At 67.8% G+C, this 23,288-nt stretch carries 19 protein-coding genes; 3 read left to right on the top strand and 16 right to left on the bottom strand.

What is annotated here, in order from left to right:
• Positions 1-12 precede the first annotated feature (12 nt).
• From upp to ABSY19_RS08080, 8 genes are all read right to left on the bottom strand, one after another.
• Positions 13-645: a uracil phosphoribosyltransferase gene (gene upp / locus ABSY19_RS08045; RefSeq protein WP_382161107.1), complete on the bottom strand. Its 633-nt coding sequence runs from the start codon at positions 643-645 to the stop codon at positions 13-15.
• Positions 646-704: 59 nt separating this feature from the next.
• The gene (locus tag ABSY19_RS08050) at positions 705-1,568 is read right to left on the bottom strand and encodes a formate dehydrogenase accessory sulfurtransferase FdhD (protein ID WP_382161110.1); all 864 of its coding nucleotides are present in this window, start codon (positions 1,566-1,568) and stop codon (positions 705-707) included.
• A 69-nt stretch (positions 1,569-1,637) separates the two neighbouring features.
• The gene (locus ABSY19_RS08055; RefSeq protein WP_382161113.1) at positions 1,638-2,024 is read right to left on the bottom strand and encodes a hypothetical protein; all 387 of its coding nucleotides are present in this window, start codon (positions 2,022-2,024) and stop codon (positions 1,638-1,640) included.
• Between the two features lie 27 nt (positions 2,025-2,051).
• On the bottom strand, positions 2,052-3,287 hold the full coding sequence (locus ABSY19_RS08060; RefSeq protein WP_382161116.1) for a formate dehydrogenase subunit gamma: 1,236 nt from the start codon (positions 3,285-3,287) through the stop codon (positions 2,052-2,054).
• Between the two features lie 10 nt (positions 3,288-3,297).
• A complete protein-coding gene (locus ABSY19_RS08065) occupies positions 3,298-3,552 on the bottom strand; it encodes a hypothetical protein (RefSeq protein ID WP_382161119.1) in 255 nt (84 codons plus the stop codon).
• On the bottom strand, positions 3,549-4,151 hold the full coding sequence (fdh3B, locus tag ABSY19_RS08070; RefSeq protein ID WP_291115509.1) for a formate dehydrogenase FDH3 subunit beta: 603 nt from the start codon (positions 4,149-4,151) through the stop codon (positions 3,549-3,551). The genes ABSY19_RS08065 and fdh3B overlap by 4 nt, the downstream gene beginning before the upstream one ends.
• Before the next feature lie 15 nt (positions 4,152-4,166).
• Positions 4,167-7,145 carry a formate dehydrogenase subunit alpha gene (locus tag ABSY19_RS08075; RefSeq protein WP_382161122.1) on the bottom strand — a complete coding sequence of 993 codons (2,979 nt, stop codon included), beginning with the start codon at positions 7,143-7,145 and terminating at the stop codon, positions 4,167-4,169.
• 19 nt (positions 7,146-7,164) lie between these two features.
• Positions 7,165-7,398 carry a formate dehydrogenase gene (locus tag ABSY19_RS08080; RefSeq protein WP_382161125.1) on the bottom strand — a complete coding sequence of 78 codons (234 nt, stop codon included), beginning with the start codon at positions 7,396-7,398 and terminating at the stop codon, positions 7,165-7,167.
• Positions 7,399-7,822: 424 nt separating this feature from the next.
• Here ABSY19_RS08080 and ABSY19_RS08085 point away from each other — a divergent pair, with 424 nt between their 5' ends.
• Both ABSY19_RS08085 and ABSY19_RS08090 read left to right on the top strand, forming a co-directional pair.
• Entirely contained in the window at positions 7,823-9,205 is a 1,383-nt protein-coding gene (locus tag ABSY19_RS08085; RefSeq protein WP_382161128.1) for a sigma-54-dependent transcriptional regulator, read from the top strand.
• Positions 9,206-9,311: 106 nt separating this feature from the next.
• Positions 9,312-11,420, top strand: a complete 2,109-nt coding sequence (locus tag ABSY19_RS08090) for a cache domain-containing protein (protein ID WP_382161131.1) — start codon at positions 9,312-9,314, stop codon at positions 11,418-11,420.
• 226 nt (positions 11,421-11,646) lie between these two features.
• Here ABSY19_RS08090 and ABSY19_RS08095 read toward each other — a convergent pair whose 3' ends face one another.
• The 8 genes from ABSY19_RS08095 to ABSY19_RS08130 all read right to left on the bottom strand — a co-directional run bounded on the left by ABSY19_RS08095 (position 11,647) and on the right by ABSY19_RS08130 (position 21,530).
• Positions 11,647-12,270, bottom strand: a complete 624-nt coding sequence (locus tag ABSY19_RS08095; protein WP_382161133.1) for a molecular chaperone — start codon at positions 12,268-12,270, stop codon at positions 11,647-11,649.
• Position 12,271: 1 nt separating this feature from the next.
• Positions 12,272-14,341, bottom strand: a complete 2,070-nt coding sequence (locus ABSY19_RS08100) for a 4Fe-4S binding protein (RefSeq protein WP_382161136.1) — start codon at positions 14,339-14,341, stop codon at positions 12,272-12,274.
• On the bottom strand, positions 14,301-14,957 hold the full coding sequence (locus ABSY19_RS08105; protein ID WP_382161139.1) for a DUF3306 domain-containing protein: 657 nt from the start codon (positions 14,955-14,957) through the stop codon (positions 14,301-14,303). The genes ABSY19_RS08100 and ABSY19_RS08105 overlap by 41 nt, the downstream gene beginning before the upstream one ends.
• A gap of 2 nt (positions 14,958-14,959) precedes the next feature.
• On the bottom strand, positions 14,960-15,577 hold the full coding sequence (locus ABSY19_RS08110) for a DUF3305 domain-containing protein (RefSeq protein ID WP_382161142.1): 618 nt from the start codon (positions 15,575-15,577) through the stop codon (positions 14,960-14,962).
• 256 nt (positions 15,578-15,833) lie between these two features.
• Positions 15,834-17,135, bottom strand: coding sequence for a benzoyl-CoA 2,3-epoxidase subunit BoxA (gene boxA / locus ABSY19_RS08115; RefSeq protein ID WP_382161144.1), 1,302 nt, complete (start codon positions 17,133-17,135; stop codon positions 15,834-15,836).
• Between the two features lie 69 nt (positions 17,136-17,204).
• Positions 17,205-18,632, bottom strand: a complete 1,428-nt coding sequence (gene boxB / locus ABSY19_RS08120) for a benzoyl-CoA 2,3-epoxidase subunit BoxB (protein WP_382161148.1) — start codon at positions 18,630-18,632, stop codon at positions 17,205-17,207.
• Positions 18,633-18,769: 137 nt separating this feature from the next.
• Positions 18,770-20,437, bottom strand: coding sequence for a 2,3-epoxybenzoyl-CoA dihydrolase (gene boxC / locus ABSY19_RS08125; RefSeq protein ID WP_382161151.1), 1,668 nt, complete (start codon positions 20,435-20,437; stop codon positions 18,770-18,772).
• 145 nt (positions 20,438-20,582) lie between these two features.
• Entirely contained in the window at positions 20,583-21,530 is a 948-nt protein-coding gene (locus ABSY19_RS08130; RefSeq protein WP_382161154.1) for a helix-turn-helix transcriptional regulator, read from the bottom strand.
• Positions 21,531-21,707: 177 nt separating this feature from the next.
• On the opposite strand from ABSY19_RS08130, the gene ABSY19_RS08135 reads away from it, so the two are divergent.
• Complete coding sequence (locus ABSY19_RS08135) at positions 21,708-23,285, top strand: 3,4-dehydroadipyl-CoA semialdehyde dehydrogenase (protein ID WP_382161157.1); 1,578 nt, start codon at positions 21,708-21,710, stop codon at positions 23,283-23,285.
• The last annotated feature ends 3 nt before the right edge of the window (positions 23,286-23,288 follow it).

Consider the following 23,288-nt stretch of genomic DNA (forward strand, 5'->3'; position numbering starts at 1 on the left):
GGCCCGACTGGTTCACTTCGTCCCAAAGATTCGGTCGCCCGCGTCGCCCAGGCCCGGCACGATGTAGCCGTGTTCGTTCAGGCCCCGGTCCACCGCCGGGGTGTAGACCGGCACATCGGGGTGGGCGTCGTGGAAGGTCTTGAGGCCCTCGGGGCAGGTCACCAGGCAGACGAAGCGGATCGAGCGCGGCTTCGTCTTCTTGAGCCGGTCCACCGCGCTCACGGCGGAGTTGCCGGTGGCGAGCATGGGGTCGAGCACGATCACGTCGCGCTCGTGCATGTCGTGCGGCATCTTGAAGTAGTACTCCACCGCCTTGAGCGTGGCGGGGTCGCGGTACAGGCCGATGTGGCCGACGCGCGCGCCCGGGATCACCTGCAGCATGCCGTCGAGGAAGCCGTTGCCGGCGCGCAGGATGGAGGCCAGCACCACCTTCTTGCCGTCGATGACGCGCGAGGTCATCTTCTCCAGCGGGGTCTCGATCTCGATCTCCTGCATCGGCATGTCGCGCGTGATCTCGTAGGCCAGCAAGGCGCTCAGCTCGTGCACCAGCTCGCGAAAGCTCTTGGTGCTGGTGTCCTTGCGGCGCATGAGGGTGAGCTTGTGCTGCACCAGGGGGTGGTCAATGACGTGGACGTCTCGGCTCATGGGGGGTCTCTCGGAGGGGGTGATCCGAGTTTATGCCTGAACACGCGGGCGCTGCCGCTTCAGGAGGCAGGGGCGATGCGCTCGCGGGCCACGGGCGCGGCCGGCGGCACCGCATCCAGCACCAGCCGCTGGGGGTTGGCGTAGCACAGGAAGCGCTGGTTCGTCGCGCGGCCGATGGCACACAGGCCCACGCGCAAGGCCACGTCCAGCCCCATCTGCGTGATGCCGCTGCGCGAGACCACCACCGCCACGCCCATCTGGGCCGACTTGATCACCATCTCGCTGGTGAGGCGGCCGGTGGTGTAGAAGATCTTTTCACCGGTGGGGGCATGGGATTGAAGTGCCATCCAGCCGGCGATCGTGTCCACCGCGTTGTGGCGACCCACGTCTTCCACGAACAGCTGCAGGTCCTGCCCGTAAAACAGGGCGCAGGCGTGCACCGAGCCGGCCGACTTGTAGGTGCTCTCCTTGAGCCGGATCGCGTTGACGATGGCGTAGAGCTGCGACTGCGTGAGCCCGGCCTCATCGGGCAGGCGGATGTTGTCGATCTCGTCCATCAGGTTGCCGAACACGCTGCCCTGGCCGCAACCCGTGGTCACCACGCGCTTGGACGTGCGCTCCTCGATGCGGTCGATGCCGTGCCGCGTCTTCACCGAGGCGGCGTTCACGTCCCAGTCGACGGTGATGGACTCGATCTCGTCCACCGAGGCGATGAGCCGCTGGTTGAGCAGGTAGCCCAGCACCAGCCATTCGGGCTGCGCGCCCAGCGTCATGAGCGTGACCAGCTCGCGCTTGTCCACATAGACGGTGAGATCGCGCTCGGCGGGGATGGCGATGGTTTCTCGCACACCCTGCTCGTTCATGACCTCGACGTCACGGGTGAGCGGCGCGCGCGCCTGGGTCAGTTGGGGCAACAGGGACATGGGCGAAGACTACCGCATGAAAAGGGCCGCCACCCGGAGGTGCGGCCCATGGCAAGGCAGCAGGGAGGCTTATTTCTTGGCGGGCGTGGTCACCGCAGCCGGGGTGTTCGTGCTGGGTGGCGACTTGGCGGTTTCCGGTGGCGAGTGGGCTCCGGCGGCCTCGACCGGTTTCGGCGCCACATAGGCGAAGGGGCCCGGGTCGGTGCAGGCCGGGGCGTTGGCCGTCGCCGGGGGCACGCTCTTGCCGGTGGCCGCCGCGGTCTTGAAGTAGTTGGCGGCGGCCTTGTCCATGGAGGCACACAGCTTGTAGCCGTCGACCTTGGCGGCCCAGGCCGTCTTGGCCGCCGCTTCGGCGGCCTTGGCCTTGGCTTCTTCCGTCGGTGGCGGGGGCGCCGGCAGCTTGGCGTGGGCCGTGGCGGCCAGCAGCAGGGTCAGGCACAGGAGGCTGCGTTTCATGGGAATGTCCTCGTTGTCTTGTTGTGTTCAAGCCTTGACGGCGCGCGAGGCCTCGGCCGCGCTGGCCGCGTCCACCGGGCCCGCCGTGCGCTGCGCGGGGATCTTGCCGGCCTTGACGTCGTCGTACCAGAGCTCGTGGTGTTCCCTGGCCCAGGTCTCGTCCACGTAGCCGGTCTTCATGGCCTTGTAGGCGCCCTTCATGCCGATCGTGCCGAGGTAGATGTGGCCCATGAACAGCGCCATCATCAGCACCGCGGCGCTGGCGTGGATCATGTGCGCGATCTGCATGTTGCCGCGCGTGTAGTCCACCGAAGGCAGCAGCTTGTCCAGGAACAGGCCCGAGCCGACCACGATCAGGCCGAAGAAGAACACACCGGCCCAGAACACCACTTTTTCGCCCGCGTTGAAGCGGTGCGAAGGCACTTCCTGGCCGCTGAACAGGCCACCGCCCTTGAGCAGCCAGGTGATGTCTTCCTTGGCCGGCAGGTTGTCCTTGATGAAGGTGAGGATCACCACCACCAGCGACACCGCAAACAGCGGCCCGGCGAAGTTGTGCAGGTTCTTGAGCGCGTAGGTCAGCCAGCCGAACAGCGTGCTGCCGAGGATGGGCAGCAGGAAGAACTTGCCGAAGGCCATGATGATGCCGGAGACCGCCAGCGCCACGAAGGCGATGGCGTTGACCCAGTGCGCCGCGCGCTCGAAGTAGGTGAAGCGCTCGATCACGCGGCCGGTGGGCTGGCCGTGCACGGGAATCGCGCCCTTGGCGAAATAGAACAGCGCGATGGCCACCGCGACGATGAGCAGCACCGAACCGCCATACGGAATGATCCACTGGTTGCGCACCTGCCGCCAGGCTTCGCCTGCGTTGGTGAGGCGCGCGCCGGGGTAGTTCACGAACGGCTGGATCAGGTTGCCGGCCTCGGGGTACGGCAGGCTGGAATAGCCGGTCACGCCCTTGCCCACGTCGCGCCACATCGGCGCGTTGTTGCCGGGCTGCACCTTGCCGCGTTCGGCGTTGGTCTGCTCCGGGTACTTCGGGTCCTTGTTCGCGTCGGGTGCGATCTCGAAGATGTTGGCGCCCTTGATGCCACCCATCTGGCCACTGGCCGGTGCGGCCGCGCCGGCGGGCGCCGGGTCTTCCTGCGGTGGCTCCACCTTGAGCGTCTGGGCATTGGCCCAGGCCGCGCTCAGCGTCAGCAGCGCCATGCACCACACCTTGGGCGACGCCAGGGGGCGCAGGCCTTGAGTCAGGAGGCTGTACATGGTGGGGGCCTCAGGGTTTGTTGCCGCCCATGCGGGTGTAGTCGTTCTGGCCGTACTGCGCGCGCGTCTTGAGCTGCTGTTCCCAGCTGGTCTTGTCGCCCGCCTTCCAGTCGGTGTTGGCGTACTGGCTGCTGCCCACGCCTTGGTACGGCGCGCTGTCCTGCTTGACGCCGGCCGCGTTCATTTCCTGCGGTTTCTCGCCGCAGGCGGTGAGCGCGAGCAAGGCGGCGGCCACGGTGGTGGTGAGTGCGAAGCGGCGCATCATGACTTGGTCCCCTGTGCGGTGCCGTAGGCGGTGCCCCAGCCCCAGACTTCGGCGCCCTTGCCCCGCTGCAGCACACGGTTGCGGAAGATGTCGGCCACCACGTCGCCGTCACCGGCGAGCAAGGCCTTGGTCGAGCACATCTCGGCGCAGGCCGGCAGCTTGCCTTCGGCCAGGCGGTTGCGGCCGTACTTCTCGAACTCGCTCTGGCTGCCGTGGGCCTCGGGGCCGCCGGCGCAGAAGGTGCACTTGTCCATCTTGCCGCGCACGCCGAAGGTGCCCTGCGAAGGGAACTGCGGTGCGCCGAACGGGCAGGCGTAGGAGCAGTAGCCGCAGCCGATGCAGACGTCCTTGTCGTGCAGCACCACGCCCTCGTCGGTGCGGTAGAAGCAGTTGACCGGGCAGACCGCCATGCAGGGCGCGTCGCTGCAGTGCATGCAGGCCACCGAGATCGACTTCTCGCCCGGAATGCCGTCGTTGAGCGTGACCACGCGGCGGCGGTTCACGCCCCAGGGCACCTCGTGCTCGTTCTTGCAGGCGGTGACGCAGCCGTTGCATTCGATGCAGCGTTCGGCGTCACAGATGAATTTCATTCGTGCCATGTGGTGCTCCTGGTCTTATGCTTTTTCGACGTTGCAGATCGTGGTCTTGGTTTCCTGCATCATCGTGACGATGTCGTAACCGTAGGTCGTGCCGGTGTTGACGGCCTCGCCGCGCACCACGGGGAAGGCGCCGTCGGGGTAGTAGGGCTTCATGTCCACGCCCTGCCAGCGGCCCGAGAAGTGGAACGGCAGCCACACCGTGTCGGGCCCCACGCGCTCGGTCACCAGCGCCTGCACGTTCAGGCGCGCGCCGGTCGGGGTGTTGACCCACACGCGCTCGCCGTTGCGCACACCACGCTCGGCCGCCGCCTTCGGGTTGATCTCGACGAACATCTCCTGCTGCAGTTCGGCCAGCCAGGGGTTGGACCGCGTTTCCTCGCCACCGCCCTCGTACTCGACCAGGCGGCCCGAGGTCATGATGAGCGGGAATTTCTCGTGCATCTTGTCGTCCACGTTCTTCTGCTGGAGCGACTTGTAGAGGATGGGCAGGCGCCAGCGGGTCTTCTGGTCGTCGTGGCTGGGGTACTTGGCGATCAGGTCCGGGCGCGTGCCATAGATCGGCTCGCGGTGCTGCGGCACGGCGTCGGGGAAGTTCCACACCACGGCGCGCGCCTTGGCATTGCCGAATGGGTGGCAGCCGTGGGCCATGGCCACGCGGATGATGGCGCCGGTCGGGTCGGTCTTCCAGTTCTTGCCCTCGGCGGCCTTCTGCTCGGCCTCGCTGAGGTCGGCCCACCAGCCCAGCTTCTTGAGCAGCACGTGGTCGAACTCGGGGTAGCCGGTGGTGATCTCCGAACCGACCGAGTAGGAACCGTCTTCGGCCAGCAGGGACTTGCCCTCGCGCTCCACACCGAAGTTGGCGCGGAAGTTGCCGCCGCCGTCCATCACGTGCTTGGAGGTGTCGTACAGGTTGGGCGAGCCGGGGTGCTTGATCTGCGGCGTGCCGTAGCAGGGCCAGGGCAGGCCGAAGTAGTCGCCGGTCATGTCGTAGCCGGTTTCCTTGTCCACCACCTTGCCCTTGGCCTTGAGCGTCTTCACGTCGAAGGCGTTCATGTTGCGCATGTGGGCCTTGAGGCGCTCGGGGCTCTGGCCGGTGTAGCCGATGGTCCAGACCGACTTGTTGATCTCGCGCAGGATGTCTTCGGGCATGGGCTCGTCCAGGCCCTTGATCTTCTGCATCTTGTAGTTCTTGCTGAGCTCGGTGGCGAAGCCGAGTTTTTCAGCGAACTGGTGCATGATCATGTGGTCGCTGCGGCTCTCCCACAGCGGGTCGATGACCTTCTCGCGCCACTGCAGCGAGCGGTTGGACGCGGTGCAGGAACCGCTGGTCTCGAACTGCGTGGCCGCCGGCAGCAGATACACCGCGCGGTTGGGGTTGAGGTCTTCGGGCTTGCCAGGCATGGCCGCCATCGACGCGGTGGCCGAGGGGTACGGATCCACCACCACCAGCAGGTCCAGCTTGTCCATCGCGCGCTTCATCTCCAGACCACGGGTCTGCGAGTTGGGCGCATGGCCCCAATAGAACACGCCGCGCAGGTTCGGGCCCTGGTCGATCAGCTCGTTGTTCTCGAGCACGCCGTCGATCCAGCGCGAGACCGTGATGCCGGGCTTCTCCATCGTGCCGTCGGCGTACTGTTTCTTGATCCACTCGTAGTCCACGCCCCAGGTGTTGGCGAAGTGCTTCCACGAGCCGGCGGCCAGGCCGTAGTAGCCGGGCAGCGAGTCGGGGTTGGGGCCGACGTCGGTCGCGCCCTGCACGTTGTCGTGGCCGCGGAAGATGTTGGTGCCGCCACCGCTCTTGCCCACGTTGCCCAGCGCCAGCTGCAGGATGCACGAGGCGCGCACCATGGCGTTGCCGATGGTGTGCTGCGTCTGGCCCATGCACCAGACGATGGTGGCCGGCTTGGCTTCGGCCAGCATCTTGGCCACCTTGAACATCTGCTCTTCCTTGACGCCGCAGGCCTCTTCCACGGCCGCCGGCGTCCACTTCGCCATCACGTCGGCCTTGACGGCTTCCATGCCGTAGACGCGGTCGTTGATGTACTGCTTGTCTTCCCAGCCGTTCTTGAAGACGTGGTACAGCACGCCGAAGAGGAAGGGGATGTCGGTGCCGGAGCGGATGCGCACGTACTCGTCGGCCTTGGCCGCGGTGCGGGTGAAGCGCGGGTCCACCACGATCATCTTGCAGCCGGTTTCCTTGGCGTGCAGCATGTGCAGCATGGAGACGGGGTGCGCCTCGGCGGCGTTGGAGCCGATGTACAACGCGCACTTGCTGTTCTGCATGTCGTTGTACGAGTTGGTCATGGCGCCATAACCCCAGGTATTCGCCACGCCAGCCACCGTGGTGGAGTGGCAGATGCGCGCCTGGTGGTCGCAGTTGTTGGTGCCCCAGAAGCTCACGAACTTGCGCATGAGGTACGCCTGTTCGTTGCTGTGCTTGGAGGAGCCGATGAAGTACACCGAGTCGGGGCCGCTGGCCTCGCGCAGTTCCTTCATCTTCGCGGTGATCTCGTTGAGCGCGGTGTCCCAGCTGATGCGCTGGTACTTGCCGTTCACCAGCTTCATCGGGTAACGCAGGCGGTACTCGCCGTGGCCGTGCTCGCGCAGCGACGCGCCCTTGGCGCAGTGCGCGCCGAGGTTGATGGGGGAGTCGAACACCGGTTCCTGGCGCACCCAGACGCCGTTCTCCACGATGGCGTCGGTCGCGCAGCCCACCGAGCAGTGCGTGCAGACGGTGCGCTTGACCTCGATCTTGCCGGAGCCGTCGATGGACGACTTGCCCGAAGCGGCCTCGGCCTTCTTCACCAGCGTGAGCTGGCTCGCGGCCAGGCCGACGCCCACACCCAGGCCCGAGCGGCGCAGGAAGGCGCGGCGGTCCATGGTGGGCAGGGCTGTCGACAGGCCGCGCTGCAGGCGGTGCACGAAGCCCGAGGACGTGGAGGAGGATGCGCGCGAAGCGTGCGCACCCGACGGGGATTTTTTGGTCAGCAACATGGGAGGCGCTCCTGTTCGCTCAGATGCGGGTGGTCTGGTAGTACTGCTTGACGTGATCGCTCAGCGAGTAACCACCGCCCTTGGTCGGCGCCGGCTTGGGCTCGGCGACGGCGGCCGCCTCTTCGGGCGCCACGCGGGGCAACAGGGTGGCCGCGGCGGCCAGGGCGCCCACGGTGGACGCGCCGGCAAACAAGGTGCGGCGCTTCAGGTTCGGACGGCCTTCTTCGGGCGTGGATCGTGGGGACTTGTTCATGCATGTCTCCTGTGGGGTATCGGTCCCGCATCACAACATGCGGACCTTTTGCATACGTCGAATCTAACCGCCCCCCACCCCCTATGCAAGCCGTCCATAAGGCCGCCCTCCGAGTGAAATGCGAGCGGTTCTCATCGCCGCATGTCGCAGCGCAGCATGCTGCCGCGCTTCCGAATTCATAGCCAGAACCGTGCCATGGTGCCGGCGTGGACCGCGCCTCGCACGGGCCCCCGGGGGCTTGCGGGGCGATGCGCTTCACCGCCTAGGGATAACCCATGGAACGAATCCATTACGCGCTGGCGTGGACCGTCAAACTGTCCATCGTCGATGCGACAAATTGTCGCGACCGCCCTCCCGCGCGCAAGGTCGGAAATGCGCCAATACCCCAGTGATTTCGTAGGCTTACTCCGTAGAATCCTTCGGGGTGGACACCCCCTTTCTTCCCCCCTCGCCCGAAAGAACCCTGGAGGGTTGGCCCGACTGGTCGATCCTGATCGTCGACGACGAACAGGGCATGCTCAACTTCCTCGTCAAGACGCTGGCACCGCGCTGCCACTTCGTGATGAGCGCCTCCAGCGCCGAGGACGGCGCGCAGTGGCTGCGCGGCCACCACGTGGACCTGGTGATCCTCGACATCTCGCTGCCCGGCAAGAGCGGCGTGGTCTGGCTCAAGGAGTTGCGCGAACAGGGCTTCACCGGCGAGGTGATCCTGATCACCGCCTTCGCCGACCTGGACACCGCCATCGAAGCGCTGCGCGCGGGCGCGTCGGACTTCATCCTCAAGCCGTTCCGCGTGCCGCAGATCCTCAACGCGGTGAAGCACTGCTACGAGCGCTCGCGCCTGCGGCGCGAGAACTTCGTGCTGCGCCGCGCGGTCGTCACCAGCGCGCCCGGGCGCGCGGCGCTGGTCGGTGCCTCGCCGGCCATGCAGCATTTGCGCGAGTCGATCGCGCGCGTGGCCCCGGTCAACAGCACCGTGCTGCTGCAGGGCGAGTCGGGCACCGGCAAGGAGCTGGTGGCGCGCGAGCTGCACGCGCTCAGCAGCCGCGCGGGCGGCCCCTTCGTGCCGGTCAACTGCGCGGCGGTCTCGCCCGAGCTGATCGAGAGCGAGCTGTTCGGCCACGCCAAGGGCGCGTTCAGCGGCGCCACGCGCGCGCGCGACGGCCTGTTCCACTACGCGCAGGGCGGCACGCTGTTCCTCGACGAGATCGCCGAGCTGCCGCTGTCCATCCAGGCCACGCTGCTGCGCGCGATCGAAGACCTCAACATCCGCCCGGTGGGCAGCGAACAGCTGGTGCCGCTGAACCTGCGCATCGTCGCCGCCACCAACCGCCAGCTCAGCGAAGAGGTGGCGGCCGGCCGCTTCCGCAAGGACCTCTACTTCCGACTGCAGGTGGTGGACCTCACGCTGCCGCCGCTGCGCGAGCACAAGGACGACATCGCCGAACTGGTCGCCCACTTCATCGCCCAGCTCGCGCCCTCGCTGGGCGTGGAACCCCTGGCCATCAGCGAACCCGAGATGGACTTCCTGCGCCAGTACGACTGGCCGGGCAACGTGCGCGAACTGCGCAACCTGATCGAGCGCTCGCTGATCCTGGGCAGCCTCAACGTGTCGGCGCTCTACCCCGGCCAGACCCGCCGCCCCGAGGCCAGCAGCGCCACACCCACCGACCTGCACACGCTGGAGAAGATGCACATCCTCTCGGTGCTCGACTCGGTGCAGGGCGACAAGACGCGCGCGGCCCAATTGCTGGGGGTCTCGCGCCGCACGCTGGAACGGCGTGTGGCCGAGTGGGGCAGCGCGTGACAACACCCCCGCCGCGCTTCGCGCGACCCCCTCAAGGGGGCGATGCCAGCGGCCCGGCACAGCCGGTTCCGCGGCATCTCTGGGACAGACCGCCCTGGGCCCGCACATGAGTCTCTGGCGCGCCCCCCGCTGGCTGGCCGGCTCGGTCCGCAACAAGCTGCTGGCGATGGCGCTGCTGCCGCTGCTGCTGGCGTTCCCGATGCTGGTGCTGGCGCTGGCCCTGTGGGGCAACGTGGCCTACGACCGGCTGCTGATCACCAAGGTGCGCAGCGACCTGGCGGTGGCGCACGGTTACTTCGAGCAGGTGCTCAGCGAGGTCGGCTCGGGCACACAGGGCGTGGCCGGCTCACAGGCGCTCTACACCGCGCTGCGGCCCGCGAAACCCACGGACCGGCGCGACGTGAGCGAGCAACTGGCGTTGGCCCGCGAGCGGCTCGGGTTGGACTTCCTGCTGCTCTACACGCCGCAAGGCCAGCCGCTGGCGCGCGCGGTGCCCACCGGGCTGAGCAACGCGGATGCGAGCGCGCCGATCCCGCTCATGCCCCCCGCGCTCGGTGGTTCGGTGAGCGACAACGGCCGCTCGGCCGCGCGCGCGCGGCTGCTGGTGCTGGAGCCGGAAGAGCTGGAGGCCCTGGCGCCGCACCTCTCGCCGCGCCTGCGCATTTCGCTGGTGGCCACGCGCAACGCCGCGCCCGACACGCGCGAGGCCGAGCACCGCGCCATGGTGATGCTGGCCACGCACCCGGTGCGCGACGCGGCGGGCCAGACGATCGCCTTGCTCGCGGGCGGCCTGCTGCTGAACCAGAACCTGGATTTCATCGACCACATCAACCGCATCGTGTACCCCGAAGGCTCCTTGCCGTTCGGCAGCCAGGGCACGGCCACGCTGTTCATGGACGATGTGCGCATCACCACCAACGTGCGCCTGTTCCAGGACCAGCGCGCGATCGGCACACGCGTGTCGCAGACGGTGCGCGACGCGGTGCTGGGCCGGGGCCAGACCTGGCTGGACCGCGCCTTCGTGGTGAACGACTGGTACGTCTCGGCCTACGAACCCTTGCTGGACGCGCACGACCAGCGCATCGGCATGTTGTACGTGGGGTACCTGGAGGCGCCGTTCCGGCTGGTGCGCTACGCGATGCTGGGGGTGATGGGCCTGATCTTCCTGGGCGTGATGGCGCTCTCGGCCTGGTTCTCGCTGCGCTGGGCGCGCAGCATTTTCCAGCCGGTGCAGCGCATGAACCGCACGATGCAGCTGGTGGAGGAAGGCCAGTCGGGCGCGCGCGTGGGCGAGATTTCGGCGCGCGACGAGCTGGGCGCGCTGGCGGGCCATCTGGACGAGTTGCTGGACGTGATCGACGACAAGACGGCGGCCTTGCAGCGCTGGGGCGAGGAGCTGGACCACAAGGTGGCGGAGCGCACGGCGGAGCTGGAGGCGAGCAATGCGTCGTTGCAGCTGGCGCAGCAGCAGCTGGTGAAGAGCGAGAAGCTGGCGGCGATCGGTCAGCTGACGGCGAGCATCGCGCACGAGATCAACAACCCGATCGCGGTGATGCAGGGCAATCTGGATCTGATGCGCGAGACGCTGGGGGCGGCGAGCCGGCCGGTGGCGTCGGAGCTGAAGTTGCTGGACGAGCAGGTGGAGCGCATGCGCATCATCGTGACGCAGTTGTTGCAGTACGCGCGGCCGACGGAGTACGCGGGGTATGTGGAGACGCTGGACATCAACCGGACGATGGAAGACTGTCTGGTGCTGGTGGGGCATCTGTTGGCGCAGACGCACATTCGCGTGGAGCGGGATCTGCAGGCGGCGCGGCGCGCGGGGTGCAACCGGCAGGAGTTGCAGCAGGTGGTGATCAATTTGTTGATCAACGCGATTCAGGCGATGCCGCAGGGTGGGGTGTTGCGGCTTTTGACACGGGATTGGGTGGATGAGGCGGGGCGTGGGGGTGTGCGTTTGTGGGTGCAGGACAGTGGCCCGGGTCTTTCTTCGGAGGTTCTCGAGCGGCTGTTCCGGCCCTTCTTCACGACGAAGAACGATGGGAATGGGCTGGGGTTGTGGATCAGTCAGGGCTTGGTGGAGCGCTATGGGGGGCACATCACGGCCGAGAACCTCTCTGCTGGTTCCGGTGCTTCTTTTTGCGTGGCTTTGTTGACGGAGCCTCATGCGCCTGAGGCTGCGCCTACCCGGGATGGGCGGCCTGGGGGGCTCTGAGGCGTTCCTGGATTTCTCGGCTGAACCTCGCGTCAGGCCGATGGCGACACCCGCCTGCTCCGGCCCTGCTCGCGGGCGGCCGCCCGGGCTCGCTCGCATCCCTTCGTCAACACCTCGGTTGGCGCTCATGCTCTGTGGCAACCGCGAATGGGGGCCTGCGCATTCGGGCATCGCCACCGTCCTGCGAGACAGGTCGGCACACCACCATGGGTGTGCCAGCTTTTGATCAGGCCAACATATCGAAGCCCTGCGCCTCGACATTGACAAAGGCCCGTGTGAACCCAGCCAAGGCCGCATAAAAAGAAGCCTTGGGATGCCCAGCAATCGCATCGCACATCTGCAAAACCCAGGGCTGCAGATGCGTGGTGAAGAACTTCTGCTGTTGCGTGAGGTTGGCCACCTCCACCTCGTCACCCGCGATCAGATAACGCATCACTTCACAGAGGTAAGCGATGTGGTCCTCCGTCTCCGGCATCGTCTCGTCGCGCGCCAGACCCAGCGCCGCCAGATCGTTGCGCAAGGCCGCCAACGGCTTTTCGTTCAGGAAGCCGCTGAGGTAATGCGAACCGAACACGAACACATCCGGCTTGCCCACACCACCGAACAGCGCGTCGTATTCCGCCGCCACCGTCTCATCGCTTAAGGCACGCGCGGCCGCCACCACCTCGCGCCACGGCTCTTCCAGGAAGCCGCCGGCCGCCGGCGCCTCAGTCACCGCCACGCGCAACTGCGCCATCAGCTCCGCCGGCGGCGGCGCGTAGTACAGCGCGGCCAGCAGGCCGTACACCTCGGCACGGGCGGTTTCTTCGTCCAGCGCGGAAGACGACGAGACGGGAATGGCGTTGTTCATGTCAGACATCGTGAATCCGGGTCTCGCCCGGGTTGGAATACAGGTCCACCACGCGGCAGTCGCCGCACATCTTCAGGCGCTCCAGGGCCTCGCCCTGGAACATGGCGTGGCCCGAGAGCTTGGCCAGCATCACCTCGATGCCCTTGAGCGTGCCAAACGGCTTGGCGCAGCGGATGCAGTGGTAGGGCTGGGCCTCGTTGAGCACACGCAACTGCTTGCGCTGCTCCCCCAGCAACAGGCGCGGTTGCAGCGTGATCGCGTCCTCCGGGCAGGTGCTGGCGCACAGGCCGCACTGCACGCAGTTCTTTTCGATGAAGCGCAGCTGCGGGCGCTCGGTGTTGTCCTGCAAGGCGCTGGCCGGGCAGGCGCTCACGCAACTCAGGCACAGCGTGCAGCTGTCCTTGTTGACCTCGATCGAACCCAGCAAGGACGCGCCGGGCAGCGCGATGGCCTCCGCGGGCACGCGCTGGGCCGCGCTGTCCTGCATCAGGTGGTCGAGCGCGAGCTCTACGGTGGCGCGCTTCTCGGCCTGGATGGCGAAGGTTCCGCGGCGCTTCACGGTCTGTGCCGGTGCGTCGCCGAGCTCGGCGTCCAGCGCCTTCACGTCCTTCGCTTCGATCAGGCGGAAATGACGGCCGCTGTAGCCCAGGCCGCTCACGATGGCCTGCGCCACGTTCATCTGCGCGCGCACCGCGTCGCGGTACTGCGGCGCTTCGTCGCCGGTCATCAGCACCCAGACCTGCGAGGCGCCATAGGCGAAGGCGGAGAGCCACACGTCCAGCCCGATGGAGGCGGTGTGCCACAGCGGCACCGGGATCGCGCGCGCGGGCACGCCGCGCACGGCCTTCTTGTCCAGCGAGGCCGCGCGCCCGAGTTCACCGATGAGCGCGCCGCCCGCTTCCTCGCTGTGCAACAGCAGGGCGGCGTCTTTGCCGCCGGCCTTGGCGTAGGTGGCCAGCAGGGTGCGCAGCTTCACGCCCTGCTCGCTCGCTCGCGGGTAGGCGTACGACAGCGCGCCGGTGGGGCACACCGTGGTGCAGGCGCCGCAGCCCACGCAGAGGTTGGGGTTGACGACGATCTGGTTGCGCTTGATCTCGCTGTGGATCGCCAGGGCCGAGCAGATCTCCACGCAGGCGTTGCAGCCCACGGTTTCGTTGCGGCCGTGCGCGCACAGCTTCTGCTTGTAGGTGAAGAACTTGGGTTTCTCGAACTCGCCGACCAGGTCACGCAGTTGCACGACGGTGGCCATGGCGGCCTCGGCCTGCAGGCCGCCGCGCAGGTGGAAGTAGCCCTGCGGGTGCGCGTGCTGGGTGAAGGCGGGTGCGTCGCGCAGGTCGAGCACGGTGTCGAAGCGCTCGCTGTGGGTCTGCGGCTCGCGCTGGAAGTTGATCGCGCCCACCGCTTCGCAGGCCTTCACGCAGGCGCGGTGGTCCTGGCACTTGGCCAGGTCGATCTGGTAGTCCAGGCCGATGGCGCCTTCCGGGCAGGACGCCACGCAGGCGTTGCAGCGCGTGCAGAGGTCGAGGTCGATCGGGTTGTCGCTGCGCCATTGCACGTCGAACGCGCCCAGCCAGCCTTGCACCTGCTCCAGCGCGCCCGCGATCACGGGGTAACGCCGCGCCTGCATACCCTGCCCGCCCGTGGCCAGGAGGCTGACCTCGAGCACGTCGCCCACCAGGCCGGCGATGCGCTCGCTGTCGTCCAGCGGGCCGATGATCAGCAGGCGCCCCGCGCTGTTGTAGGTGACGGTGGGCACCGGCTCGGGATCGGGCAGGCGCGCCGCCGCCAGCAGCGCGGCCATCTTCGGCATGGCCTGCGCGCCTTCGCGGCCCCAGCCGCCGGTCTCGCGGATGTTCACGAAATGGATCGGCCGCACGTCCAGCGGCACCGCGCCCTCGGTCTGTTCCGAGAGTTCGGTGAAGAGCCGGCTTTCCTGCGTGCAGGCCACCACGAGCTCGTCCTTGCTGCGACAGGCCTTCTGGAAGGCGGGCGCTTCGCGGCGGCACAGCGTGGTGTGCAGGCTCAGGTCTTCATCCAGCGCGTTGCCCAGAACCTGGGGGTTCAGGGACATCGTCTGGTTGCAATTGCAGATCAGCGTGGTCATCGTGGGGCGCCGCGTCGTGGGCGGCAGCAGTGGGCTCGCGGGGGTCGGCGGCGACAGGGGCGTCGTCGACGGCGTCGTTGGCTTCGGCCTGTTGGGCGGCCGTTGTGTCAGGTGGTGTATCGGTGGCCGGGGCGGCAGCGGCGGGCTTGGGCTCGTTGGGGTCGTCCACCAGCTTGAGGAACTGCGCGCCCACCATCTTGGCCATCTCGGCGGCCGTGATGGGGCTGGGCTGGGAGTAGTCGTCGATGTAGATGTCCAGGCCGTCCATCACGTTGTAGTGCGGGTCGGTGAACAGCTTCTTCACGGCGGCGTTGCGCACGTCGGCAGGCACGTCGCGCGCAACGAAGGCCGAGTAGTCCGATTCGGGCGTGAGGCGGGCCACGTCGTCCAGCGTGAGCGCGGGTGGCGGCTCGGCAGGTGTTTCGGCGGGCGCGGTCACCAGCTCAGGCATCGGCGGCGCCACCACCGCGGCCGCGGCCGGGGCCACGGGCGGCTCGGGCGGCAGGGGCTCGCCGCTGCGCACCTGCACCTTGCGGCGCGACCAGCGCGAGAAGAAATTGCTGCTGTCGTCTTCGGCGGCCATGCTCACTCTCCGGGCGGCCCACCGCCGCGCAGCTTGCTGGTGCTGATGCGCACGGGCTGGCCGAAACGGTCGGTCAGCGGCTTGAAGCTGTCGGGCCGCTTGCGGCGCTTGGGTTCGGGCTGGTAGGTGGTGTCCACGAAAGCGCGCAGCCAGCCCACCACCTCGTCGGGCGCGGCGACCTGGTCCACGCGCTCCTGCGCGTCGAGCCAGCGGCCGGCATCGTGGTAACTCAGCGTGACGATCTGCGGCACGGCCATGGGCTCGCCGTCGAGCAGGCGCGCTTCGTCGGCGCGCCAGAACACCCAGAAGCAGGGGTTCGGGCTGTTGAGGTTGAGGAAATAACCCTCGGCGTCGTCGCGGAACAGCTCGACGCGAAAACGCGGAAACAGCCAGTGCGTGGCCTGCGCGTCGACGCCCTGGGTGTCCACGGGTTCGACCGCCTGCGGCTCGTGGCTTTCGTGCTCGGGTGCCGGGCCGGTCTCGTCGGGATCGCTGTGCACCATCACGTCGGCCAGCACCCAGCGCCAGGCCTGCCAGCGGCTCATGGGCCCACTCACCGGCTCGCGCCGCATCACCACATCGACCTCGATGGCGGGTCGGCTGCGGGTGGGGGACGACATATGTTCGATCTGCATACGGAGACCGACTGTAAGCCATACCCCTGGGAGAAGTGCCCCTTCGGGCGTTTCTCCCCGCCCCACGGTGTGACATGCGCGGGGAAACCCTGAGTGCAACGCCAGCCCGAAGGTCGGTGGTGACCGGGTGGCCCGCCGCAGCGAAGTCAAGGGGGAGGCGGCACCAGCCGCCGGAGGACATTCGCGGAGGCGGGCCACCCGGTCGCCACCGACCGCCGCCACGCCAATGCGAAACGCAACCTCAGTACGTCTCGAGGTGCAGGCGCCCTTCGCGCTTCAACGCGCCGCCGATCGTTTCCCAATTCAGGCCTGCGCCCTGCGCCACATCGCGCAACGCGAGCACCACGCCCTCTTCCATGCTCTTGAGGCCGCACACATAGAAATACGTGTTCGGGTCCTGCAGCAGCACGGCCAGGTCGGCCGCGCGCTCGCGCATCACGTCCTGCACGTAGCGCTTGGGCTGACCGGGCGTGCGGCTGAACGCGAAGTTGGTGTCGATGAAATCCTTGGGCAGGCTCTGCAGCGGGCCGAAGTACGGCAGCTCTTCCTGCGTGCGCGCGCCGAAGAACAGCAGCAGTTTGCCGCCTTCGAACTTGCCCGAGGCGCGCAGGCGCCGGCGCCACTCGGTCATGGCGCGCATGGGCGCGCTGCCGGTGCCGGTGCAGATCATCACGATGTTCGAGCGCGGGTGGTTGGGCATGAGGAAGCTGGTGCCGAACGGCCCGATCACCTCCACCTTGTCGCCCACCTTGAGGTCGCACATGTAATTGCTCGCCACGCCACGCACCGGTTCGCCGTCGTGGTCTTCGAGCACGCGCTTGATGGTGAGCGACAGGTTGTTGTACCCCGGGCGCTCGCCGTTGCGCGGGCTGGCGATGGAGTACTGGCGCGCGTGGTGACGGCGGCCGATCTCGTCCACGCCCGGCGGCACGACGCCGATGCTCTGGCCTTCCAGCACCGGGAAAGGCATGGCGCCAAAGTCGAGCACGATGTGGTGGGTGTCGTAATCGCTGCCGGCGGTCTTGCCGACCTCGGTCACGCGCACATTGCCCACCACGGTGGCGGTCACGGTCTTCTGCGCGGTCTTGGGACCGTAGAGGTTGCTGTAGGCGTGCGCGGCCGACCAGGGCGGCAGCGTCGCGCCGAAGGCCGACGAGTTGAAGGCCTCCTCACCGCTGGGGTCTTTCGCCACCGCGGGCGCGGCGGCGGGCGGCGCGGCCACGGACACGTCGGCCTCGGCATCGGCCAGGCCTTCGAGCTCTTCGGGCGGCAGCTCGGCCGGCAGCGATTCCCAGGTGAGCTGCTCGGCGGTCGTGTAGGCCCGCACGCGCGGCATCATGCGCCAGTTGTCGATCGAGCCCGTGGGGCACGGCGAGATGCAGTCCATGCACAGGTTGCACTTGGACGCGTCGACCACGTAGTTGAGGTTGTCGTGCGTGATCGCCTGCACCGGGCAGATCGCTTCGCAGGTGTTGCAGCGGATGCAGATCTCGGGGTCGATCAGGTGCTGCTTGATGACAGCGGCTTCGGCAACAGCGTTCATGATGGTGTCTCCATGCGGTCGAGACAGTGTAGGAGAGAGGGGCGCGCCGCGGGTGCGGCGCGCAGAGGTTCAACCAAACCGGACGTATTCGAAGTCAACCGGCTGGCGGTTGATGCCCATCACCGGCGGTGCGATCCAGCCGGCGAACTTGCCAGGGTCGACCACGCGGCCCATGAGCGAGGCGACGAAGGCGAAGTCTTCCGGCGTCGGCAGCCATTCGCTCTTCTTCGCGGCCCATTCGGCCTCGCTCACCACGCGGCCGTCGGGCGACATCTTGATGCCCGCGAGCGCGCCGATCTGGCGGTTGAAGGCCTTGTGCGGCACGGTCAGGCGCGTGGGGATGCCGGCCTTTTCCAGCACCTTGTTCCAGCGGTTCACGCCGGCCACGGAGTCGGCGATGAAGTCGTCGCGCAGCACTTCGTTGAGCGCGTTGAGCATGGGCACGTCTTTCTCGACGAGCTGGCCGTCCTTCACTTCGAGCACCTTGTAGGTCTGGCCCTTGAGCACGTGGTCGTCCGTGCGCTTGCCTTCTTCGTAGCGGCCCTTGAGGCCCGAGCTGTAGAAGATGGCGGCGTTGCTCGACTGGTCGGCGCCGAACAGGTCGATGGTCACCGAGTAGTGGAAGTTGAGGTAACGCTGGATGGTGCCCAGGTCGATGGCGCCGGCGGCACGCACCTTCTGCGCGTCGTCGGTCTTGAGCTCGTTCATCACCTGCGCGGTGCGCGTGAGCACGCGCGAGACGCCGCTCTCGCCCACGAACATGTGGTGGGCTTCTTCGGTCAGCATGAACTTGGTCGTGCGGGCCAGCGGGTCGAACGCGGATTCGGCCAGGGCCGACAGCTGGAACTTGCCGTCGCGGTCGGTGAAGTAGGTGAACATGAAGAAGGCCAGCCAGTCGGGCGTCTTCTCGTTGAACGCGCCCAGGATGCGCGGGTTGTCCTGGCTGCCCGAGGTGCGCTGCAACAGCGCCTCGGCCTCTTCGCGGCCGTCGCGGCCGAAGTGCTTGTGCAGCAGGTAGACCATGGCCCACAGGTGGCGGCCCTCTTCCACGTTGATCTGGAACAGGTTGCGCAGGTCGTACATGCTGGGCGCGGTCAGGCCCAGGTGGCGCTGCTGCTCGACCGACGCGGGCTCGGTGTCGCCTTGCGTGACGATGATGCGGCGCAGGTTGGCGCGGTGTTCGCCGGGCACGTCCTGCCAGGCTTTTTCACCCAGGTGGTCACCGAAGTGCACCTTGCGCTCGGCGTCGCCCGGGTTCAGGAAGATGCCCCAACGGTAGTCGCGCATCTTCACATGGCCGAACTGGGCCCAGCCCTGTGGGTCCACGCTGACCGCGGTGCGCAGGTAGACCTCGTGGTTGGTCGAACCCTCGGGGCCCACGTCGTCCCACCAGTTGATGAAGTTGGGCTGCCAGCCTTCGAGCGCGCGCTGCAGCGTGCGGTCTTCGCTGAGGTTGACGTTGTTGGGGATCTTTTCGCTGTAGTTGATGCTGGACATGCAAATCTCCTGCGGGTGGGGAACAGTGGAGTGACGAGGACGAAGGTCAGGGGTGCGGTGGAACCGGCTTTGCCGGGCCACTCGCGCCGTCCCCCTTCAGGGGGAAGACGCGCGCAGCGCGGCGCAGGGGGTGTCTCTCAAACTCGGTTGAAGTCGAAGGCGGCCTTGTCGCCCTTGCCGTAGACCTTGAGCGCGCCCTTTTCGCCGACGGCGTTGGGGCGGATGAAGATCCAGTTCTGCCAGGCGGTGAGGCGGCCGAAGATGCGGGTGGCCATGTTTTCCTTCTGCGCGAAACGCAGGTTGGCTTCCAGGCCGGTGAGCGCGTCGGGCGACATGGAGGCGCGCTCTTCGAGCGCCATGCGCACTTCGTCGGCCCAGTCGATGTCGTCGGGCGCGGCCGTCACCAGGCCCAGGGCCAGGGCGGCGTCGGCGTCCAGCGCCTGGCCGATGGCGCCGCGCGCGGCTTCCATCGGGGCCGTTTCTTCGTAGAAGCGGCGCTGCAGGCGCGACTGCTCGTTGACCATGGGCAGGAAGCCGAAGTTGAACTCGCCCAGCTGCAGCTTGGGCGCGGCATCGGCGTCGTCGGGCAGGGCCAGCATGTAGGCGCGGTCGGCGCAGAAGGCCAGCTCGGCCAGCGAGCCGGCGAAGCAGGAGCCGGACTCGATCAGCGCGAACAGGCTGCGCGAGGACACGTCCAGGCGGGCGAAGGTGCGGCGCATCAGGCCCAGGGTCTCGCGCACCAGCCAGTGGTCCTTGTTCGCGAGCATCAGCGCGTCGCTGGCGAGCACGGCGGCGGCGTCGCCTTCGGTCTTGAGCAGCCAGGTGCCGATGTCGAGTTCGTTGGTGCGCAGGCAGAGGATGGCGTCGTCGAGTTCGCGCGCCATCTGCAGCGGCCACCAGGCCGCGCCCGCGGCCTCGATGCCGGCGACGTCCTTCGGCTGCGCGCCGGTGGGCGCCTTCACGGTGAGGGTGACGTTGCGCTTGGCGCGGTCGATCGCCACGTTCACATATTGGTAGCTGATGCCGTCGGCGCTGTCGGTGCGCTCGACGCGGGTCAGGGCCACGCCCTTGCCGGCGGCCGGGCGGTCGCTCTTCGCGGCCAGCGCGGCGGCGCGCTCTTTCACGTGGGCGGCGAACTGCTGCGGCTTGGCGATGGAATCGACCAGGCGCCAGTCCACGGCCTTCTGACCGCGCACGCCTTCGCTGGTGGTGCAGAAGATGTCGGCCAGGTCGTGGCGCACGTGGCGCTTGTCGGTCACGCGGGTCAGGCCGCCGGTGCCGGGCAGCACGCCGAGCAGCGGCACTTCGGGCAGGGACACGGCGGAGGAGCGGTCGTCCACCAGCACGATCTCGTCGCAGGCCAGGGCCAGCTCGTAGCCGCCGCCGGCGCAGGCGCCGTTGAGCGCGGCGACGAACTTCAGGCCGCTGTATTGGGAGGAGTCTTCGATGCCGTTGCGGGTCTCGTTGGTGAACTTGCAGAAGTTCACCTTCCAGGCGTGGCTGGAGAGGCCGAGCATGAAGATGTTGGCGCCGGAGCAGAACACGCGGTCCTTGCCGCTGGTGACGACCACGGTGCGCACTTCGGGGTGTTCGAAGCGCACGCGGTTGAGCGCGTCGTGCAGCTCGATGTCCACGCCCAGGTCGTAGCTGTTGAGCTTGAGCTTGTAGCCGGGGCGGATGCCGGCGTCTTCGTTGATGTCGACGGCCAGGGTGGCGACATCGCCTTCAAACGACAGCTTCCAGTGGCGGTACTGGCTGGGGTCGGTGCGGTAGTCGACGGCGGGGGGCGTGGCGGTGGCGCTCATGGGGTGTCTCCGGGCAGGTGTCTGAGGTCGATGGCGGTCCGCAGGGGACTGCGGCGGGATCAGGCCCGAAGACCTGCACTCAAACGCCGGTCCGAACCTGGTGATGTGAATAATAATTCACAAAGTCAAAAACGTCAATGCACTTTCATGCATGTTTTTCTTCAAGCCCGATCGCCTTGCGCACCTGGGCCCGCAGCGCGTGGAAAGCGTCTTCCAGGTTGTAGGCGCTGGTGTCGAAGGCCATGTCGGCCTTGGAATAGAAGGCCGAACGCCCGGCCAGGATGCGCTTGAGGTCTTCCATGGCCTCGCGGCTCGCGGCCATGGGCCGCAGGTCGCCCTGGGCCGCCACGCGGCCCATGTGGTCGGCCGGGTCGGCCTGCAGCCAGACCGTGGTGCAGTGGGACAGCAGCAGGTTGAAGTTGGCCGCGTCGGACACCAGGCCACCGGGGGTGGCGATCACCACCTCGGGGTAGATCTGGATCGCCTCTTCCAGCGCGCGGCGCTCGTAGCGGCGGTAGGCCGGCGTGCCGTAGAGGGAGTGGATCTCATTGATGCTGCAGCCGGCGAATTTCTCGATTTCGCGGCTGAGCTCGATGAAGGCAAAACCCAGGTCGTCGGCCAGGCGTTGGCCCAGGGTGGACTTGCCCGCACCACGCAGGCCGATAAGGGCGATGCGCGCCTTGCGCCCGGGGTCGCCGCCACTGGCCGCGCCACCGCCCAGCAGGCTGCCGATGGCGATGCGGACCCGGCGCAGGTCGGCTTCGTTGCGTTTTTCCAGCAACTCGCGGATCAGCAGCCATTCAGGTGAGCTTGTGCTCACATCACCCAACAACTCGGCCAACGAACATTGCAGCGCCTGCGCCACCTGCAGCAGCACCAGGATGGACGCGTTGCCGGTGCCGTATTCGAGGTTGGCCAGGTGCCGCTCAGACACATCGGCCGCGATCGCCACCGCCTTGCGCGTCATGCCCCGGCGCGAGCGCAGGGTGCGCACGCGCTCGCCCAGCGCCACCAGAAACGGGTGGCGCTCTTCTTCGGCGCCGGGCTGCTTGGCCTCGCTGGCGGCCATCACGCCGGTCGCGTCGATGTCCATGGTGGGCTGACCTTTCTGTGGATCGGTTGGGCGGGAAAAACCCTCTGGGGGCTTGCCATTCGGCAAAACATGCACTTTAATGCACAATCCGCAAAACGCAAGATAGTGCATTTATAGCGCCATTCTCCCCCGCGGCCAGTGCCCCGGGGTCCGCCATCACCCACCGAGACAACCACCATGACCCCCTCTTCCCTGCTCCCCAACTTCCTCGGCGGCCAATGGCAGACCGGCAGCGACGCGGGCACGCCTTTGTTCGACCCGGTGCTGGGCACCGAACTCGCCCGAGTGAGCAGCGCCGGGCTGGACCTCGCCGCCGGTTTCCGGTTCGCCCGCGAACAGGGCGGCCAGGCTTTGCGCGCCCTGAGCTACGGGGAACGCGCCGGGCTGCTGGCGGCCATCGTCAAGGTGCTGCAGGCCAACCGCGACGCCTACTACGAGATCGCCACCGCCAACTCGGGCACCACCACCAAGGACTCGGCAGTGGACATCGACGGCGGCATCTTCACGCTGGGCTTCTATGCCAAGCAGGGCGAAGCCCTGGGCGGCGCGCGCGCGCTGCTCGACGGCGAGCGCATCCGCATGGGCAAGGACCCGGTGTTCCAGACCCAGCACGTGCTGCAGCCCACGCAGGGCGTGGCGCTGTTCATCAACGCCTTCAACTTCCCGAGCTGGGGCCTGTGGGAGAAAGCCGCGCCCGCCCTGCTCTCGGGCGTGCCGGTGATCATCAAGCCCGCCACGGCCACCGCGTGGTTGACCCAGCGCATGGTCAAGGACGTGATCGACGCGAACCTCCTGCCGCCGGGCGCGCTCTCGGTGGTCTGCGGCTCCTCCGCCGGCCTCATGGACCAGCTGCAGCCCTTCGACGTGGTCTCGTTCACCGGCTCGGCCGACACGGCGCGCATCATCCGCAGCCACCCGGCCGTGGCCGAACGCTCGGTGCGTTGCAACATCGAAGCCGACAGCCTCAACAGCGCCCTGCTCGACCCGGCCGCCACGGCCGACAGCGAGGCCTTCAACCTGCTGGTGAGCGAGGTGGTGCGCGAGATGACGGTGAAGGCCGGTCAGAAGTGCACCGCGATCCGCCGTGTGTTCGTGCCGCGCGCGCTGTACGACGCGGCCGCCCAGGCCATCGGCGCCAAGCTCACCAAGACCAGCGTGGGCAACCCGCGCAGCGAGAGCGTGCGCATGGGCTCGCTGGTGAGCCAGGAGCAGAAGGCCAGCGTGCTCGAAGGCATCGCCAGGCTGCGCAGCGAAGCCGAGGTGTTGTTCGACGGCAGCAGCGCCGCCCTGGTGGACGCCGATGCGGCAGTGGCGGCGTGTGTGGCGCCCACGCTGCTGGGCTCGCGCGAACCCGCGAAGGCGAAGGTGCTGCACGAGGTCGAGGTGTTCGGCCCGGTGGCCACGCTGATGGCCTACGACGGCATCGAACAGGCCTACGAACTCATCCGCCGCGGCGAGGGTTCGCTGGTGTGTTCGGTCTACAGCGCCGACCCGGCCTTCACCGCCAGCGCCGCGCTGGAGCTGGGCTCGGCCCACGGCCGCGTGCACGCCATCTCGCCCGACGTGGCGGCCAGCCAGACCGGCCACGGCAACGTGATGCCCATGTCGCTGCACGGCGGCCCGGGCCGCGCCGGTGGCGGTGAAGAACTCGGCGGCCTGCGCGCGCTCGGCTTCTACCACCGACGCAGCGCGGTGCAGGCCAGCAGCGCCGCGCTGGACGCCCTGGCCGCCTCGGCGGTAGCCTTGAAGTATTGAGCC

The sequence above is a fragment of the Hydrogenophaga sp. ANAO-22 genome, from assembly GCF_042466645.1.
GTDB lineage: Bacteria > Pseudomonadota > Gammaproteobacteria > Burkholderiales > Burkholderiaceae_C > Hydrogenophaga.

Coding starts and splice junctions, on each gene's coding strand:
- ABSY19_RS08100 (WP_382161136.1), bottom strand. CDS start 14,341: ATGTCCCTGAACCCCCAGGTTCTGGGCAACGCGCTGGATGAAGACCTG.
- upp (WP_382161107.1), bottom strand. CDS start 645: ATGAGCCGAGACGTCCACGTCATTGACCACCCCCTGGTGCAGCACAAG.
- ABSY19_RS08060 (WP_382161116.1), bottom strand. CDS start 3,287: ATGTACAGCCTCCTGACTCAAGGCCTGCGCCCCCTGGCGTCGCCCAAG.
- ABSY19_RS08130 (WP_382161154.1), bottom strand. CDS start 21,530: ATGGACATCGACGCGACCGGCGTGATGGCCGCCAGCGAGGCCAAGCAG.
- ABSY19_RS08055 (WP_382161113.1), bottom strand. CDS start 2,024: ATGAAACGCAGCCTCCTGTGCCTGACCCTGCTGCTGGCCGCCACGGCC.
- ABSY19_RS08080 (WP_382161125.1), bottom strand. CDS start 7,398: ATGAACAAGTCCCCACGATCCACGCCCGAAGAAGGCCGTCCGAACCTG.
- ABSY19_RS08050 (WP_382161110.1), bottom strand. CDS start 1,568: ATGTCCCTGTTGCCCCAACTGACCCAGGCGCGCGCGCCGCTCACCCGT.
- ABSY19_RS08105 (WP_382161139.1), bottom strand. CDS start 14,957: ATGGCCGCCGAAGACGACAGCAGCAATTTCTTCTCGCGCTGGTCGCGC.
- ABSY19_RS08095 (WP_382161133.1), bottom strand. CDS start 12,270: ATGAACAACGCCATTCCCGTCTCGTCGTCTTCCGCGCTGGACGAAGAA.
- ABSY19_RS08065 (WP_382161119.1), bottom strand. CDS start 3,552: ATGATGCGCCGCTTCGCACTCACCACCACCGTGGCCGCCGCCTTGCTC.
- ABSY19_RS08110 (WP_382161142.1), bottom strand. CDS start 15,577: ATGTCGTCCCCCACCCGCAGCCGACCCGCCATCGAGGTCGATGTGGTG.
- ABSY19_RS08135 (WP_382161157.1), top strand. CDS start 21,708: ATGACCCCCTCTTCCCTGCTCCCCAACTTCCTCGGCGGCCAATGGCAG.
- fdh3B (WP_291115509.1), bottom strand. CDS start 4,151: ATGGCACGAATGAAATTCATCTGTGACGCCGAACGCTGCATCGAATGC.
- ABSY19_RS08075 (WP_382161122.1), bottom strand. CDS start 7,145: ATGTTGCTGACCAAAAAATCCCCGTCGGGTGCGCACGCTTCGCGCGCA.
- boxB (WP_382161148.1), bottom strand. CDS start 18,632: ATGTCCAGCATCAACTACAGCGAAAAGATCCCCAACAACGTCAACCTC.
- boxC (WP_382161151.1), bottom strand. CDS start 20,437: ATGAGCGCCACCGCCACGCCCCCCGCCGTCGACTACCGCACCGACCCC.
- boxA (WP_382161144.1), bottom strand. CDS start 17,135: ATGAACGCTGTTGCCGAAGCCGCTGTCATCAAGCAGCACCTGATCGAC.
- ABSY19_RS08090 (WP_382161131.1), top strand. CDS start 9,312: ATGAGTCTCTGGCGCGCCCCCCGCTGGCTGGCCGGCTCGGTCCGCAAC.